General features: G+C 67.1%; 15 protein-coding genes. 10 read left to right on the top strand and 5 right to left on the bottom strand.

Annotated features, from left to right (window positions below; all coding sequences use genetic code 11):
• Positions 1–16: 16 nt before the first annotated feature.
• Complete coding sequence (locus tag ASD42_RS09415) at positions 17–469, top strand: VOC family protein (RefSeq protein ID WP_056812845.1); 453 nt, start codon at positions 17–19, stop codon at positions 467–469.
• Between the two features lie 55 nt (positions 470–524).
• Here the strand turns inward: ASD42_RS09415 and ASD42_RS09410 are convergent, their stop codons facing one another.
• Entirely contained in the window at positions 525–953 is a 429-nt protein-coding gene (locus tag ASD42_RS09410) for an Ig-like domain repeat protein (RefSeq protein WP_056812842.1), read from the bottom strand.
• Between the two features lie 177 nt (positions 954–1,130).
• On the opposite strand from ASD42_RS09410, the gene ASD42_RS09405 reads away from it, so the two are divergent.
• A complete protein-coding gene (locus ASD42_RS09405; RefSeq protein ID WP_056812839.1) occupies positions 1,131–1,352 on the top strand; it encodes a hypothetical protein in 222 nt (73 codons plus the stop codon).
• Between the two features lie 199 nt (positions 1,353–1,551).
• The gene (locus ASD42_RS09400; RefSeq protein ID WP_056812836.1) at positions 1,552–4,095 is read left to right on the top strand and encodes a LuxR C-terminal-related transcriptional regulator; all 2,544 of its coding nucleotides are present in this window, start codon (positions 1,552–1,554) and stop codon (positions 4,093–4,095) included.
• 2 nt (positions 4,096–4,097) lie between these two features.
• Here the strand turns inward: ASD42_RS09400 and ASD42_RS09395 are convergent, their stop codons facing one another.
• A complete protein-coding gene (locus ASD42_RS09395; protein ID WP_056812834.1) occupies positions 4,098–4,715 on the bottom strand; it encodes a TetR/AcrR family transcriptional regulator in 618 nt (205 codons plus the stop codon).
• Positions 4,716–4,832: 117 nt separating this feature from the next.
• On the opposite strand from ASD42_RS09395, the gene ASD42_RS09390 reads away from it, so the two are divergent.
• Genes ASD42_RS09390 through ASD42_RS09365 form a run of 6 tightly spaced genes read left to right on the top strand, consistent with a single transcriptional unit; the run spans position 4,833 to position 12,215 of the window.
• Entirely contained in the window at positions 4,833–6,206 is a 1,374-nt protein-coding gene (locus ASD42_RS09390; RefSeq protein ID WP_056812831.1) for a flavin-containing monooxygenase, read from the top strand.
• Positions 6,203–7,351 carry a serine hydrolase domain-containing protein gene (locus ASD42_RS09385; protein ID WP_056812826.1) on the top strand — a complete coding sequence of 383 codons (1,149 nt, stop codon included), beginning with the start codon at positions 6,203–6,205 and terminating at the stop codon, positions 7,349–7,351. The genes ASD42_RS09390 and ASD42_RS09385 overlap by 4 nt, the downstream gene beginning before the upstream one ends.
• A gap of 2 nt (positions 7,352–7,353) precedes the next feature.
• Complete coding sequence (locus tag ASD42_RS09380; protein WP_056812823.1) at positions 7,354–8,397, top strand: NAD(P)-dependent alcohol dehydrogenase; 1,044 nt, start codon at positions 7,354–7,356, stop codon at positions 8,395–8,397.
• Positions 8,398–8,408: 11 nt separating this feature from the next.
• A complete protein-coding gene (locus tag ASD42_RS09375) occupies positions 8,409–10,061 on the top strand; it encodes a class I adenylate-forming enzyme family protein (RefSeq protein ID WP_056815871.1) in 1,653 nt (550 codons plus the stop codon).
• An 11-nt stretch (positions 10,062–10,072) separates the two neighbouring features.
• Positions 10,073–11,812, top strand: coding sequence for an N-acyl-D-amino-acid deacylase family protein (locus ASD42_RS09370; RefSeq protein WP_056812820.1), 1,740 nt, complete (start codon positions 10,073–10,075; stop codon positions 11,810–11,812).
• A gap of 58 nt (positions 11,813–11,870) precedes the next feature.
• A complete protein-coding gene (locus tag ASD42_RS09365; protein WP_056812817.1) occupies positions 11,871–12,215 on the top strand; it encodes a hypothetical protein in 345 nt (114 codons plus the stop codon).
• Positions 12,216–12,243: 28 nt separating this feature from the next.
• Here ASD42_RS09365 and narI read toward each other — a convergent pair whose 3' ends face one another.
• On the bottom strand, positions 12,244–12,999 hold the full coding sequence (gene narI / locus ASD42_RS09360) for a respiratory nitrate reductase subunit gamma (RefSeq protein ID WP_056812814.1): 756 nt from the start codon (positions 12,997–12,999) through the stop codon (positions 12,244–12,246).
• Between the two features lie 89 nt (positions 13,000–13,088).
• Here narI and ASD42_RS33725 point away from each other — a divergent pair, with 89 nt between their 5' ends.
• Positions 13,089–14,240, top strand: coding sequence for an RNA-guided endonuclease InsQ/TnpB family protein (locus ASD42_RS33725; protein WP_084787053.1), 1,152 nt, complete (start codon positions 13,089–13,091; stop codon positions 14,238–14,240).
• A 35-nt stretch (positions 14,241–14,275) separates the two neighbouring features.
• Here the strand turns inward: ASD42_RS33725 and narJ are convergent, their stop codons facing one another.
• Both narJ and narH read right to left on the bottom strand, forming a co-directional pair.
• Positions 14,276–14,956, bottom strand: coding sequence for a nitrate reductase molybdenum cofactor assembly chaperone (narJ, locus tag ASD42_RS09350; RefSeq protein WP_056812809.1), 681 nt, complete (start codon positions 14,954–14,956; stop codon positions 14,276–14,278).
• Positions 14,953–16,632 carry a nitrate reductase subunit beta gene (gene narH / locus ASD42_RS09345; RefSeq protein ID WP_056812804.1) on the bottom strand — a complete coding sequence of 560 codons (1,680 nt, stop codon included), beginning with the start codon at positions 16,630–16,632 and terminating at the stop codon, positions 14,953–14,955. Before narH ends, narJ begins: the two co-directional genes overlap by 4 nt.
• Between the last annotated feature and the right edge of the window lie 97 nt (positions 16,633–16,729).

Genomic DNA, 16,729 nt, shown 5'->3' with positions numbered 1-16,729 from the left:
CCCCAAGGAGCACATCATGTCCGTCAACACTTTCCTCTGGTTCGACGCCGACGCCGAAGCGGCGGCCGAACTCTATGCCGCGTCAGTCCCGAACTCGCGCATCGTCGAGGTCACCCGCCAGGGGGACGGCTCGGCCTTCATCGTCACCCTCGACCTCGACGGTCAGGCTGTCACCTTGATGAACGGCGGCCCGGGTCACCCGCACAGCGATGCCGCGTCGCTGCAGGTGGTGGTGGATACCCAGGACGAGATCGACAGCCTCTGGGACGCGCTGTCGCGGGACGGCGGAACCCCCGGCCCGTGCGGCTGGCTCACCGACCGGTTCGGGGTGTCCTGGCAGGTCGTGCCTGCCGTGCTGACCAAACTGATGGGTGGTGAGGTCGATCGTGTCATCGCCGTCGGCACGGCGCTGCGCTCGATGTCCAAGCTCGACATCGCCGCCCTGCAACAGGCCTACGACCAGGTCTGAACGCAGAACGGCCGCCGCGGGGAGAGGTTCGCGGCGGCCGGACTGTTCGAGTGGGCTAGCCGGCCGAGCCCGACAGCAGCCCACTCAGGTCAGCGGAACCGGTACTCGTCCCACCACCGGGTGAGGTGGGCTTCGGCGCGACGGTGATGGTGACGGTCTTGGAGCTGATGAGTTCCTGCACCGCCTTGATCTCGTGCGCGCCGGTGGTCTTCGGCGTCCAGGTGATGGTTGCCTTGCCGTCCGACACCGAGACCGGCTCACCGATCTGGGTGCCGTTGTCGGTGAAGGTCACCTTGAACAGGAACGAGGTGGACGTGACATCGGCGGTGACGGTGTAGGCGGTATCGACATAGTGGGTGCTACCGCTCACCGCGATCCCCTGCACGAGCGCCGATGCCTGCGGTGCGGCCAGCACGGCGGCCGCGGCCACCGCGGTGAAAGCCGTGAGTCCGAAACCGGCACGCCGCGCCTGGTAGATCTTCATGATGTTCTCCTGTTCGCGCTGTTGATGAGCGCGACATTAGCCAGCGGATCCGGCCCGCGTCCCGGAAACTGAAATAACAATGTTTAAAAGCGTGGGAGCCGGTTGCTCCGCAGGTGGCGAGCGAATTCACCCGGAGCGGATGAGGCAGCCACGGCGACCGGCCGCGACACTGGGGCCATGTCGAAGCCCGGACCGCTCCGCTACCAGTTCGTCGTCGAGGGCGAGCTGTCCGAGCGTGTCCTCGCGGCCTTTCCCGAGCTGCGCCCCAGCTCGCATTCGCCCACCGGGACGACCACCCTGTTCGGCCTCGTCGCCGACAGCACGGCCATGCGCGGGGTGATGGCCCGCATCGACACCCTCGGCCTCACCCTGCTGAGCATGTCCCAGTTGCCCGACTGAGCGTTCGCCGACGAGTCGACGTCGATCTGATAACGAGCGGCCCCACTTCACCTCGCCAGCAACCGCACAGCCTCCACTTGGCCTACCGTCGATCTCGGCGGAGGTCGGCCGCCGCGCGATGAAAAGCGTGTTCAGGAGGGTGAAGATGGCTTCGTCGTCGGGTTCTCTGGAAGTTCATAGCGGCGGCTCGGTGATAGCTGTGACCGGTCCGTGTGCCGGTCTCCCTGAGCTGTCCTTCGCTCCGGTTCGCTGCAACGAGGCCTTCGCCCGCTTGGATCGGGCACAGGCGGCCACCGGGCACACCGTGCTGCTGTGCGGACCGGCGGGCAGCGGGAAGACCGTCGTGCTGGTCGACTGGGTACGCCGCAGGTGCTCGGCGCGTGTCACGTGGTTGACCGTGGCCGAATATCGGGGCACCGACCTGTTGGCCGAGATCGCCCGAACTCTCGATCCCATGCCGGATTTCGTGCCGACCGGCGTGCTGCAGACGCCGATGGACCGTGCCGTGAATCTCCTCGCGGGCCTGGTCGATGTCGAGCCGACGGTGCTGGTGATCGACAACGCCCACCTGCTCACCGACCCGCTGCAACTCGCCGGGCTCGAATACCTGCTCACGCACCTGCCCGCCCAGGTCACCGTGTTGATCGCGAGCCGCTTCGATCCGCCACTGCGCTGGCACGCCCTCGACCTGGCGGGCAGGCTCACCCGGATCGGCGTGCCCGAACTCGCACTCGCCCCGGATCGGGTCGCCCAACTGCTCGCCCAGCACGGCTGCCGACTCGACGACGCCGAGCTCGCCGTGGTCCAGAACCTGACCCGAGGCTGGGCCGCACTGGTTCGCATCGCGGCGATCTGCCTGTCGGCCACCGGGACCGACCGCGATACGGCCCTCGCCGCGCTGGCCCGCCCCTCACACGCGGTCGCCGACTTCCTGGTCGCCGAACTGCTCGCCTCGCTACCGGCGCCGACTCTCGAATTCTTGCTCGCCACAGCGGTTCCCGCGCAATTCAGCTTGCCGATGGCCGAAGATCTGGTGGGTGGCGACGCCGCCCGCATCCTCGACGAACTGCTGCGCGCCAACTTTCCGTTGCACACCGTCGCCCACGCGGGCGAACTCTGGCACACCTACCACCCGCTGCTGCGGGCCTACCTGCTCGCCGAGGCCGCCTACACCAGGCCGGATCGCCTGCCCGATTGCCATCGCCGGGTGGCCGCCTGGTTCACCGCGGCCGCGATGCCGGGTCCCGCGCTCGAGCACATCGTGGCTGAGCCCGGCGCGCCAGGGCTGGTGCCCTTCCTGCGCGACTGGGGGCTGCGCATGGTGCTGGAAGGGGCGGGCCACACCCTGCTCGCCGCCGTCGACAACCTTTCCGAGCACGACACTTTCGTTCGCCTGCTGCGCGCGGCCGTCGCGGTGGAGTCGGGTGATATCGCCGCCGCCGAGGTATATCTCGAGGCCGCCCACGTCGGCCCGGATTCGGCGGCGCCGATGGTGCCCACCGAGTGGGTGGCCGCCCTCGATCATGCCGTGAGCGCGGGAGTCGCTGTCCTGGTGGGTGATTCGGCCTCGATGCCATGGCCGCTGCCACCGGTGACCGGACAGCCCGACCTCGACTGCTACGCCGCGCTGTACTGCGGAATCGCCGAGATCTACGGCGGTGAGCTCGACAGCGGCGCCACGTCTGTGCGCCACGCGATCGTGCACTCCGAGCAGGTCGGGCTGGGTCGCGTCGCGGTCCGCGCCAGAACCGCGACGGCCGTGGCGGCCGGGATGGCGGGCCGGGTCGGCGAGCTTCGAGCGCTGGCGGCCCAGGCGATCGACTGCGCCGAGCGCTACGACCTCGCCGGTTCGGGCGATGCCGCCGCGGCGAGGGCGCTCGCGGCCTACGGCGCGTATGAACAGGGCCTGGATTTCGAGCGGCCGTTGCCGAGTCTGCCCTCGGCCGCCGCCGACGAGACGGTGGTCCCCGCGCCGGTGCGCCTGGCGGCGATCATGACCGGCGTGCTCATGTTCGGCGATGCCACGGATCGCTCGGCCGCGGCGGTCACGCTGAGCAAGCGACTGCATCGCCTGCTCGACGAATCGCCCACGCTGCACGGCACCGGCGGACTGGTCACCGATGTGTTGTGGCTGCTGCTGCGCGTACAGGCCAGGGCGGACGCGCAGCAACTGATCGACCACGCGACGCGGGCGCTCGGCCGGACCCCGGACATGGTCGTCGCCGAAGCGGGACTGGCGCTCTACGCCCATCGCCCCGCCGTCGTGCTGACGTTGCTGGAACCGCTGCTCGCCACCGCGCGGTTGCCCTCTCGATCGCTGGTCACGGCGTGGTTGCTGGTCGCGGTCGCCGCCGACCGCCTCGATCGCCCCCGCAAGGTCGACGACGCCTGCGAGCAGGCCCTCGCCCACGCGGCCACCGAGCAGTTGGCTCGCCCGTTCCTCGATGTCCCCGCGGCCGACGAGCTGCTCGCCCGCATCGGCGCGCGCTTCGGTCACTATGCGGCTCTGGTCGACCGTATCCGTGCCTATCGGGGCACCACTGCGGGCGCACCACAACTCACCGACACCGAATTGGTGGTGCTTCGCCAACTTCCCTCCGGCATGACGGCCGGCAATATCGCCGCCGACCTGGGCGTCTCGGTGAACACCGTCAAGACGCACCTGCGCGGGATCTACCAGAAACTCGCCGTCAACGCCCGGGCCGAGGCGATCGCCCAGGCCCGTGTGCTCGGCCTGCTCTGAGCTCAGTCCGGCGCTTGGAGGGCGGGAAACCAGACATCGGTGAGTACCGCCGCGGCCTGTGTGGCCGAGACGTCGATGGTGCCCTGCATCGCCCAGCGGGTGAAGAACCGCTCGAGCTGGGCGACGAGCAGTTCGATCCGCAGCCGGGCCTCGTCGCGGCGGTGTTCGGGCCAGCGGGCGAGGTAGGCGGGCATGGTGTCGGCCAGGGTCATGATGCCCTCGCGCGCCACCGCGCGGAATTCCGGTTCGAGCGCGGTGGCCTCGTCCCAGGCCGGGAGCATGTCCTTGTTCGTGAAGAACCAATCGATCGCGCGAGTCATCCAGTCCGCGAACGACTCTCGGGACCCGACTGTGAGCACCCGGTCGAGGTCGGCGTAGAAATCCCGCACGCTGGCGAGGGTGCCTTCCTGCGCGATGGCCCGCAGCACCTCGCCCTTGCTGGTGAAGTGCAGGTAGAAGGTCGCCCGGCTACAGCCGACAGCGGCGGCGATGTCGTCGACGCGGACATCGGAGTAGCCCTGCGTCTCGAACAGGGTGCGCGAGGTCTCGACGATCCTGGCCTTCGTCAGACGCTTCTGTTCCTCGCGCAACGATCCACGGCGGGTGGGTTCGGTCGTCATCGGACCATCTTAGACGATCAGCTCATTCACTAGACATGATGTCCAGCGAGACGCTATCCTGTGGTCCACGTCACCCGGCATGGTCATCGATGACCGAGGCCGCTGGAGGAGTTCTGCATGGATACAGGTCAATTACCCAAGGTGTGCGTCATCGGCGCCGGACCCTCGGGTATCACCGCCGCCAAACGGCTCGCCGAGAACGGCATTCCGTTCGACTGCTACGAGGCGTCCGACGAGGTCGGCGGCAATTGGTACTTCAAGAACCCCAACGGCATGTCGGCGTGTTATCAGAGCCTGCACATCGACACCTCGAAGTACCGCCTGCAATTCGAGGACTTTCCGGCGCCGGCGGATTGGCCGCACTTCCCGCACCATTCCCAATTGCTGCAGTACTTCAAGGACTATGTCGACCACTTCGGGTTGCGGGATCGGATCCGGTTCAACAGCCTGGTCACCGCCGCCGAGCGCGACGACGCGGGTCTGTGGCGGGTGACGACGGCGGCGGGCGAGACCGAGGTCTACGACGCGCTGATCGTCTGCAACGGACACCACTGGAATCCTCGATTCCCGGACTACCCGGGCGAGTTCGACGGTGTGCTCATGCACAGCCACGCCTACAACGACCCGTTCGACCCGATCGATATGCGCGGCAAGCGGATCGTGGTGGTCGGCATGGGTAACTCGGGCCTCGACATCGCCTCGGAACTGTCCCAGCGGTTCCTCGCCTCGAAGCTGTTCGTTTCCGCCCGCCGGGGCGTGTGGGTGCTGCCCAAGTACGTCAACGGGCAAGTGGGCGACCGCGCGTCGATGCCCGCGTGGATTCCGGCCAAGATCGCGCTCAAGCTCAAGCAACGCTTCGTCCGCAAGAACCGCGGCGAGATGTCGACCTACGGCCTGCCGACACCTGATCACGAGCCGTTCGAGGCACATCCGTCGGCGAGTGAGGAATTCCTGCACCGGGCCGGCTGCGGCGACGTGGAGTGCAAGCCCGCGATCACCCGATTGGCCGGTGACACGGTGCATTTCGCCGACGGCAGCACCGAGCAGGTCGACGTGATCGTCTGCGCCACCGGCTACCACATCAGCTTTCCGTTCTTCACCGATACCGAGTTGGCGCCCGACGCGGACAACCGGTTCCCGCTGTTCCAGATGATGATGAAGCCCGGTGTGGACAACCTGTTCTATCTCGGTCTGGCCCAGCCGATGCCGACGCTGGTGAACTTCGCCGAGCAGCAGAGCAAGCTCGTAGTCGCCTACCTGACCGGTCGCTATCACCTGCCTCCGCGCGCGGAGATCGACGAGGTGCTCGGGGCGCAGGAAGCCAAACGCTCCGGTCGCTACTACGATTCGCCACGACACACCATCCAGACCGAATTCGAGCCGTACGTGCGCTCGATGACCAAGGAGATGGAGCGCGGCGCGAAACGTGCCGCCGCCGCGGGCAATGCCCTGCCGGTGCCCGCTCGGGTGACGGCCGAGGTGGCGCGATGAGCACCGCTTCCGGCTTCTGTCGCGACGAATTCGCCGGTGTGCGTGCGGCATTCGACGAACAGCTCGGCTCCGGGGCCGAACTCGGCGCCGCGCTGTGCGTCACTGTCGACGGCGATCCGGTCCTCGACCTGTGGGGCGGCTACGCGGATCCTGAGCGCACCACCCCATGGAGCGCCGACACCCTGGTCAACGTCTTCTCGGTCACCAAGACGATGACGGCGCTGTGTGCCCTGCTGCTCGTCGACCGCGGCGAGCTCGACGTCGATCAGCGAGTTGCCCACTACTGGCCCGAATTCGCGGCCAACGGCAAGGCCGACATCGAAGTCCGCCACCTGCTCTCGCATACCTCGGGCGTCTCGGGCTGGGACAAGCCGATCACGCTGTCCGATATCTACGACACCGATGCCGCCGCCGCCCGCCTGGCGACGCAGGCGCCCTGGTGGGAGCCGGGCACCGCCTCGGGCTATCACGCCATCAACTACGGGCATCTCATCGGCGAACTGGTGCGCCGCATCACCGGCCGCTCGCTGGGCACGTTCTTCGCCGACGAACTGGCCGGGCCCTTGGGCGCCGATTTCCACATCGGTACCAGTCCCGAGCACGCCGACCGGATCGCCACCCTGATCCCGCCGGAAATGCCCGACTACGACCTGTCGACCCTGGACCAGAACAGCGTGCTGATCAAGACGCTCACCAGCCCCTGGCTGGAGGTCTCCGAAACCGCGACGCCGGCCTGGCGCGCGGCCGAGATCGGCGGCACCAACGGGCACGGCAACGCGCGCTCGGTGGCCCGCGTCCAGTCGCTGATCGCCAACGGCGGCGAGCTGAGCGGCAGGCGGTTCCTCTCGCCCGCGACGATCGAGCTGATCTTCCGCGAGCAGGCCGACGGCATCGACCTGGCCTTGCTCGCCCCGCTGCGCTTCGGCATCGGCTACGGGTTGCCCCGACCGGAGACCTTCCCGCACATTCCGGATGGCCGGGTCTGCTGGTGGGCCGGGTACGGCGGTTCGATGGTGGTCAACGACCTGGATCGCCGAATCACCTTCGCCTACACCATGAATCGCATGGCGACGGGATTGATCGGTTCCGATCGGTGCGACAGTTACCTGAAAGCTACGTTCGACGCGGTAGGAGACGCCCGATGAGCATGCGTGCGATGCAGTTGACGGCCCCGGGCACCCTCGAATTGCGCACGGTGCCCGTACCGGAACTCGGACCCGCCGATCTGCTGCTGCGGGTCGGCGCGGCGGGGATCTGCCATTCGGATTCGTTCGTGCTGAGCCTGCCGTTCCCGATGAGCGAGAAGCCCCTGACATTGGGCCACGAGATCGCGGGCACCATCGAGGCCGTCGGCTCGGCGGTGGAAGGTCGTAGCGTCGGCGAACGCGGGATCGTGTACCTGTGCTGGTCGTGCGGCGAATGCCGGGAGTGCCTGCGCGGCAACGAGAATGTCTGCCTGGCCGCCGGTCGCACCGCGATGCCGCCGTGTCCCGGCCTCGGCCCCGACGGCGGTATGGCCGAGTACGTCCGCATACCGGTGCGCTCGTTCGTGCCGATCGCCGACGAACTCGACTTCGCCCACGCCGCGCCACTGGCCGACGCGGCACTGACGCCGATGCACGCTATCCGCGGCGCCATGGACCAGCTCTGGCCCGGTGCCACAGCGGTCGCCATCGGGATCGGCGGACTCGGCCACGTGGCGATCCAGCTGTTGAAGGCCCTCACCCAGACCACCGTGATCGCGGTCGACGTGGATGCCGACAAGCTCGCCCTGGCCACCGAATGCGGCGCCGACATCGTGCTCAAGGCCGACGAGAACACCGTGGCCACGATCTTGGAGCTCACCGGCGGACGCGGCGCGGAGGCGGTGTTCGACTTCGTCGGTACCGATCCCACCGTCAAGCTCGCCGTCGAATCCGTCGCCCCCAACGGCGCTGTCCGGCTGGTGGGTCTCGGCGGCGGCGCCACCGGCATCGACTCGGGACCAGCGGGCGGACCCGGACTGCCATGGGGTGCCACGGTACGAAAGTCCTACGGCGGCACCAGGTCCGACCTCATAGATGCCGTGGCTCTGGCCGCTGCGGGCAAGCTCCGCGCCCAGATCGAGCGGTTCGACCTGGCCGATGCCCGAACCGCCTTCGACCGACTCGACTCCGGCGCGATCCGCGGCCGCGCCGTCCTGATTCCCTGATGGAGAAGAACATGACCAACGCTGTAGACCCACAGGAATTCGTGGCCAAGGTGGCGGCGGGCCTGACCGCGCCGGGCTCGCCGTTCGAGATGACCGTTGAACCCGTTCTCGGCGTGCCGATTCCGGTCTTCGCGCAGCGCCGTGCCAACCTACGCGAACTGCTGGAGCATTCACTGAAGTGGGGTGAGCGCGACTACCTCGTCACCGAGGACCGCCGGATCTCCTTCGCTGAGCACGCCGCGGCGGCGGGCGCGTTGGCCACCGCGCTGGCGGCCAGGTACGGCGTGGGCAAGGGCGATCGCGTCGGCATCCTGGCCGCCAACGGCCCGGACTGGGTGATCGCGTTCTGGGCCGCACAGTGCCTCGGCGCGATCCCGGTCGGCTACAACGCCTGGTGGGCGCCGCCGGAGATCGCCTACGGGCTGGGCCACACCACGCCGACCGTCGTCATCGCCGACGCGAAAAGGGCTGCGCACCTGGCCGAGACAGGCACGGACCTGCCCGTCTTGACCATGGAGGAGGACCTGCCCGCGCTGATCGCCGAGTTCGGCGGCGGCGAGATCCCCAGCACGCCGGTCGCCGAAGACGATCCGGCCGTGATCCTCTACACCAGCGGGACCAGCGGCAGGCCGAAGGGTGTTGTCCATTCGCAGCGAAACATGGTGGCGATCAGCGATTACCACCGTTTCACCGACGCCATGATGGCCGCGTTCATGGGGCAGGAGCCCGGCGATGCTCCCAGCGATCGCCGCTACCTGGTCACCGCGCCGCTGTTCCATATCGCCAGCCTGCACAACCTCGTCATCCCGCGCCTGCTGACCGGCGCGGCGGCGGTGTTCCCGCACGGTGCCTTCGAGATCGGCCGCGTTCTGAGCCTGGTCGAGCGCGAGAAGGTCACCAACTGGGCCGCGGTGCCGACCATGGCGTCGCGACTGCTGGAACACGATGTGGCCCAGCACGATCTGTCCTCACTGAGCGCGCTCTCGCTGAACTCGGCGCCGTCCTCGCCCGCGCTGCTGGCGGGCCTGCGCGAGAAGACCTCGGCCCTGCAATTCTCGCTGACCACCAGCTATGGCCTCACCGAGAGCGGTACCGCGGCGACGGTCGCCACCCCGCTCGACCTGGCCGCCGACGACGCCTCGGTCGGCAGACCGATCATCGGTGTCACGGTGGAGATCCGCGACGCCGAGGGCAAGGCGGTCGGTGAAGGTGACGAGGGCGAGATCTGCATCCGCAGCCCCTACGTGATGCTCGGCTACTGGAACGACGACGCGGCGACAGCGGCCGCGATCGACGACCAACGCTGGTTGCGCTCCGGCGATTTCGGCACGATCCACCACGGCAGGCTCACCGTGTCGGGCAGGCGCACCGACCTGATCCTGCGTGGCGGCGAGAACGTGTATCCCACCGAGATCGAGAACGTGCTCGTCGAACACCCGGCCGTCAGTGAGTGCGCGGTCTTCGGCGTTGCCCATCCCGATCTCGGCCAGGAGGTGGCGGCCGTCGTCGTCGCCGAACCGGGGGCGGTGGACCCGGAGGAGTTGCGCGCCTTCGTCGCCGACCGCCTCGCTTATTTCAAGGTGCCCGCCCGATGGCGGATCACTTCGGACGCGTTGCCGCGCAACGCGACCGGTAAAGTCACCAGGCGCGAGCTCGCGATCTGAAGGGGTCAGAAATGTTCGACAGCATCATCAAAGGTGGCCGGTTCTTCGACGGCACCGGTGCCCCGTCCACGGTCCGCCACCTCGGCATCACAGCGGGCAAGGTCGCCGCGATCTCGCAGACCCCGCTCGACGAAACCGGTTGCCCCCGGGTCGTCGACGCGACCGGCAAGTGGGTCATGCCCGGCATGATCGACATCCACACCCATTACGACGTGGAGGTCCTACTCGACCCGTCGCTGTCGGAGTCGGTGCGCCACGGCGTCACCACCGTGCTGCTCGGTTCGTGTTCGCTCTCGACCGTGCACGTCGACGGTGAGACCGCGGGCGACCTGTTCGGCCGGGTCGAGGCCATCCCGCGGCAATACGTAGTCGGCGCGATGAACGACGTCCAGACCTGGAGTACCGCAGGCGAATACATCGACGCGCTCGAGCAGTTGCCGCTCGGCCCGAACCTGGCCGGCTTCATCGGTCACTCCGATATCCGGGCGGCGGTGATGGGGCTCGACCGCTCCACCCGCAAGGAGGTGAAGCCGTCCAAGGACGAGCTGGCCGAGATCGAGCGCATGCTCGTCGACGCGCTCGACGTCGGATTCGTCGGAATGTCCTCGCAGCAGCTGCTTTTCGACAAGCTCGACGGGGAGACCTGCCGTTCGCGGACACTGCCGTCCACCTATGCCAAGAGCAAGGAACGCCACCGGCTCAACACGATCCTGCGCAAGCGTGGTCGCGCGTTGCAGGGTGGCCCCGATATCGCCAACCCCAAGAGCCTGGTGTCGATGGCGGTGTCGAGCATCGGCCTCTGGCGTGATCCGCTCAAGGTGAGTCTGCTGTCGGCGGCCGATGTGAAGGCGTTGCCCGCCGCGTCCAAGATGTTCCCGGCCGTCGGCAAGATCATCAACGGGCTCGACGGCGACTTCCGCTGGCAGCACCTGCCGGTGCCGTTCGAGGTGTACTCCGACGGCATTTCGCTGCCGGTGTTCGAGGAATTCGGTTCCGGCGCCGCCGCTTTGCACCTGGCCGATCACATCGACGAGCAGCGTCACCTCATGCAGGACGAGGAGTACCGCCGCTCGTTCCGCAAGGACTACGACAACAAGTACGGCCCCCGAGCGTGGCACCGTGACTTCTTCGACGCCGATATCGTCGACTGCCCCGACGAGACCGTCATCGGCAAGACCTTCGGCGAGGTCGGTGTCGACCGCGGCGGCCTCCACCCGGTCGACGCGTTCCTCGACCTCGTCGTCGAACACGGTGACAAATTGCGCTGGCGCACCACCATTTCCAACCACCGTCCCGAGGTGGCCGATGTCCTGGCCGCCGATCCGTCGGTCCAGCTCGGCTTCTCCGACGCGGGCGCGCATCTGCGCAATATGGCCTTCTACAACTTCGGCCTGCGCCTGCTTCGCCGCGTCAACGACGCCGCGACCAGCGAGAAGCCGTTCATGACCGTCGAGCACGCGGTACACCGGCTCACCGGCGAACTCGCCGACTGGTACGGCCTCGACACCGGTCACCTGCGCCTGGGCGCCCGCGCCGACGCCATCGTGATCGACCCCGCCCACCTCGACGAGACCCTCGACGCCTACGCCGAGGACCCGATCGCGGTGTTCGGCAATCTCTCGCGCATGGTCAACCGCAACGACGAGACCGTCACTGCGGTCTTCGTCAACGGCCGGTATGTCTTCGGTGAGGGCGAAGCCGATCCCGCGCTCGGCACCGAACGGGTGGGGGAGTTCCTGCGCGCCGAGTAGGATCTGCGACCCTGACCTGATGAGCCCGAACACCCGCCCATCAGCGAGAGGACTCGACATGTCGGACGCGAAACGGATCACCTGGGGCAAACCACGTCAGCCCACCGACGCCGACCGCGACGCCCTGCGTGCGGACCTGCTCGCCAAGGCCCGTGCCGTGCGCGGCGACGGCTGGGCGAACTACCGCACCGAGTGGCCTGCGGGCCAGGTGTCTGTCGTCGCCTACGTGCTGGGCGACGCCGAAGTCCTCGCCGAACTCGAGGAGAACGAGGGAACGGTTCTGAGTCGTTTCGCCGCCGACCTGTTCGGCTTCGTCGGCGGCCGCAAGGACAACGAAAAGGGTCTCGTCGATACCCAGGCCTGGTTCGACACGGTCCGCAAAGCCCTCGGCCCCGCGTCGTGACGCGGGGCCGGTCGGCGCCCGGCGGTAACTACCAGCGGTCGGGGGTGACCGGTGCGTCCCAGGCCTTGGCGAAGCGGGTCTTGTCCTTGGTGTCCACTTCCTTGCGGCGGTAGACGATGTAGGGGCGGGTGAGGTAACCGATGGGGGCGCTGAACATGTGGACCAGGCGGGTGTAGGGCCAGGCCGCTACCAGGACGAGTACGACGAGCCCGTGGAGCTGGAAGGTCCACGGAACGCCGACCATCAGGCCGGGCTCGGGGTTGATCGAGAACAGGCTGCGGAACCACGGCGAAACCGTGGTGCGGTAGTTGTAGGTGCCCCAGAGCAGGTTGGAACCCCAGGTGTTGAGCAGGCCGGTGACCAGGGCCAGGGTCAGCAGCGTGTACATCATGACGTCGTTGCGGCTGGTGTTCTTGCGCACGGCGGGAATCGCGATGCGGCGGTAGCACAGGATGGCCACGCCGAGCACGACCATGAGCCCGGCGACCGAACCCGCACCGACCGCGATGATGTGATAGGCGTGCTCGGAGATGCCGATCGCCGAGGTCCACGATTCGGGAATCAACAAACCCATCACGTGACCACCGAACACCCCGAGCATGCCGAAGTGGAACAGCGGACTGCCCAGCTGTAGCAGCTTGGACTCGTAGATCTGCGAGGAGCGGGTGGTCCAGCCGAACTGGTCGAAGCGGTAGCGCCAGACATGGCCCAGCACAAAGGAAGTCGCCGCGATGTAGGGCAGGATCAGCCACAGGCCTTCGGGCAGCGGGATAGTGGCATTCATCGACGGACCTCCGTGCTTACGCCGCCATTGATGGCGACAAATTTGCTGCCTTTTCCTGGCTGTGAAATATCTGCTGTACATTCGAACGTATGGTCGAGACCGTGCGGTACGCCTATCGCCTGCGCCCCGGAGTGCAGGCTGTGCGCGGGCTCGAGTCCGAGTGGCATCGGTGCCGGTTTCTGTGGAACGAGGCGGTCCACCAGCAGCGCAGCGGTGGCAGGCCCACGCTCACCAAACTTGGAAAGCTCTTGACCGCTGCGCGTCGGCAAAGCTCCTGGCTTCGCAGCGGTTCCCAAGTCCCCCAACAGCAGATGCTTCGTTCCTATGTCAGCGCCAGGCATCAATCGTTCACCAGGAAAGGCCATGGTCGGCCGACGATCAAACGGCGCAAGAACTGTCTGCCGTCGTTGGAGTACACCCGCAATGGATTCTCGATTACCAACGGCCGCTTGCGATTGCCGAAGGGCGTCGAGATTCCGGTTGTGTGGTCGCGCGAACTGCCGTCGGAACCGAGTTCGGTTCGTATCTACAGGGATTCTCTCGGACACTGGTATGCCTCGTTCGTGGTCCGCCGAGAAGTAGCGACGATGCCTGCGACATCCGATGGCATCGGTATCGATTGGGGTGTTGCGACCACCGCCACTACGACAAACCCTGACTTCGACCTGCCCTACCAGGGTTTCCGGGCAAGGTGTGCGGCTGAGTTGGCTCGGGCGCAACGAAAAGTGGCGCGCAGGCGTCGCCCACGCGGACAAGCCCCGTCCAACGGGTACCGAGTCGCGCGCCGCGCCGCCGCCCGATTGCACAAGAAGGCTGCCCGGCAGAACACCCATGCTGCGCGTGTATGGGCGCGCCGGGTAGTCAACGAACATCAGACGATCGCGATCGAGGACTTCAAAATGAAGTTCCTGACCCGATCCACGATGGCGCGCAAGGCAGCCGATGCGGCGATCGGCGTCGCGAAGCGTGAGTTGATCGACCGTGGCTCGCGGGCCGGCCGGAAGGTGGTGACGGTTGTGCCCGCGTACACGACGATGACGTGTTCGAGTTGCTTCGCGAGAGCCAAGCAGCGGCTCGAACTCGCTGACCGAACCTTCCGGTGTACGTCCTGTGGGTATTCCGCTGGGCGCGACCGAAATGCTGCCAGAGTAATTCTGGCTGTGGCAGAGCGGGGCCACACAAGCGTTGACGACGTAGGACACTTGCAGCCCTCCTTCGGGGCGGTGGTGAGTGCGGTCTGAGCTTGAAATCCCTCGCTGAACTTGCGGGGGAACCGTTAACGGCGGCCTTCTGTTGCTTCGAAGAGGGCGGGGTCCATGGCGTACGGTTCGAGGCCGACCTCTTCCTCGGGCGGACCCTGGGCGGCGAGTTCGGCGATGCGCCTGCGGTCGGCGGTGGTGACCGGGGGCAAGGTGGTGAGGACCGCGCCGAGGACGCCGCTGTAGGGAGAGTTGTTGTCGCCCAGCGACAATCGCAACAGCTCCATCACCGGCACGTGCTCGCCGAGCAGGCGCTCGCCGCCGATCGGATCGATGGTGGCGGCGAATTCCAGCAGCACCGGCAGGTGGTCGGGCAGTTCCTCGTCGCCGAGTTCGACCCCCGCCTGGCGGTAGGCGTGCTTGAAACGCAGCAGTGCCATACCGCGTTTGCGGGTGTCGCCGAAGGCGTAGAACGTCAGGTGCAGGCTGGCGCGCCGGCGCATGTCGAAGGTCTCGACGTAGCTCTGCGCCACTTCGATCGCCGGGGTATCGCGCAGGTAGGCGAAGATCTCGGCGAAGTGCGCCTGCACCTCTTCGGGCAATTGCGCCGCGGCGTCGGACAACTGGTCGAGCATGGACAGGGTCTGCTCGCCGGGGTAGTCGAGCAGGAACGCCGCCAACCGCCACACGACCAGGCGGTCGTGCTCGGCCATCTCGGTAACCGGTTGGGGCCGTTTACGAATCGAGAGCAGACTCATGGCGCGACACCGCTCGCGGGGGAGTCGGCGACGGCAGCGCCGTTGCTGCCGTTGCCGTTACCGGCGCCGTTGCCGGTCTTCTCGTTGCCGTTCGCGCCCGGCAGGAGTCCGCTGGTGCTGCGCCCGTCCCAGTTGAGCAGGTTGATCCGGCCCGACTTCTCCTCCGGCGCAGCCTGATTGACATCGGAGAGCGAGAACTTCTCGACAACCTGATCGAACGCGGTCATGCCGGGTCCGCCGTCGGTGTCGAGACTGCACCCGGTGGCCAGCGAATCCAGTTCGTGCGCCTTGGACGTCGCGCCCATCGGGATCACGTACCGGTGCTCGTATTTGGCGATCGCCAGCAGCCGGTACATCGCCTCGATCTCTTCGGGCTCGAGCCCGATCGACGGTGCGATATGGGCTTCGGGCTCCTCGCCCAGGTTGACCGAACGCATGAACGCCCGCATCCCGGCCAGGCGCTGCAACGAGGACCGCACCGGCCCGATCTCCCCGGCGGTGAACAACTCGGCGAGGTATTCGAGCGGGATGCGCAGCGCGTCGATGGCGCCGAACAGGTTGCGCACGTCCTCGCCGTCGTGACCGGTCTCGGCGAGTACATCCACCACCGGCGACAGCGGCGGCACGTACCACACCATCGGCATGGTGCGGTATTCCGGGTGCAGCGGCAGGGCCAGCTGATAGTCGACGATCAGCTTGTAGACCGGTGAATCCTGGGCGGCCTGAATCCATTCCGGCGAGATGCCGGCCTTCTCGGCCTCGGCGATCACGCGCTCATCGTGCGGGTTGAGGAACACGCCGAGCTGCGAGGTGTAGAGGTCCTGCGGATCGGTGACCTGGGCCGCCTCGAGCACCGCGTCGGCGTCGTAGAGCATCACGCCGATGTAGCGCAGCCGCCCGACGCAGGTTTCTGAGCACACCGTCGGGATGCCGACCTCGACACGGGGGTAGCAGAAAGTACATTTCTCCGCCTTGCCCGTCTTGTGGTTGAAGTAGATCTTCTTGTACGGGCAGCCGGTGATGCACTGGCGCCAACCACGGCATTTGTCCTGGTCGACGAGCACGATGCCGTCTTCCTCGCGCTTGTAGATCGCGCCGGAGGGGCACGACGCGGCGCAGGAGGGGTTCAGGCAGTGCTCGCAGATGCGCGGCAGGTAGAACATGAAGGTCTCTTCGAACTCCAGTTTCACCTTGGTCTCGAGCTTGCCGAGGATGGGGTCCTTGCCGACCTGCTCGGGACCCGAACCCAGGTCGTCGTCCCAGTTCGCACCCCAGGTGACCTTGGTGTCCTCACCGGTGATCAGTGACTTGGGCCGCGCCACCGGGGTGGTGTCCATGGGCGGCGACGACAGCAGGTTGTCGTAGTCGTAGCTCCACGGCTCGTAGTAGTCGGCGACCGTGGGCAGGTCGGGGTTGGCGAAGATGTTCATCAGGCGCTTGAACCGCGAGCCGGACTTGAGGGTCAGCTTGCCGCGCTTGTTGAGCGTCCAGCCGCCCTTCCACTTCTCCTGGTCCTCGTACTGACGCGGATAGCCCTGTCCCGGACGGGTTTCCACGTTGTTGAACCACACGTACTCGGTGCCGCCGCGGTTGGTCCACGCCTGCTTGCAGGTGACCGAGCAGGTATGGCAGCCGATGCACTTGTCCAGGTTCATGACCATGGCGAGCTGTGCCATTACGCGCATGTCAGTTCCGCCTCTCCGGGTATTTTGCGCACGGCTGAGAGCCGGCGACCGTCGTGTATGCGGGCATGCGGTCGAGTGCCGAGCCTGT

It is taken from the genome of Nocardia sp. Root136 (assembly GCF_001427185.1).
Classification (GTDB): Bacteria; Actinomycetota; Actinomycetes; order Mycobacteriales; family Mycobacteriaceae; genus Nocardia; species Nocardia salmonicida.
Note: the sequence above shows the minus strand (reverse complement) of the source record. Positions and strands in the feature narration are given on the sequence as shown.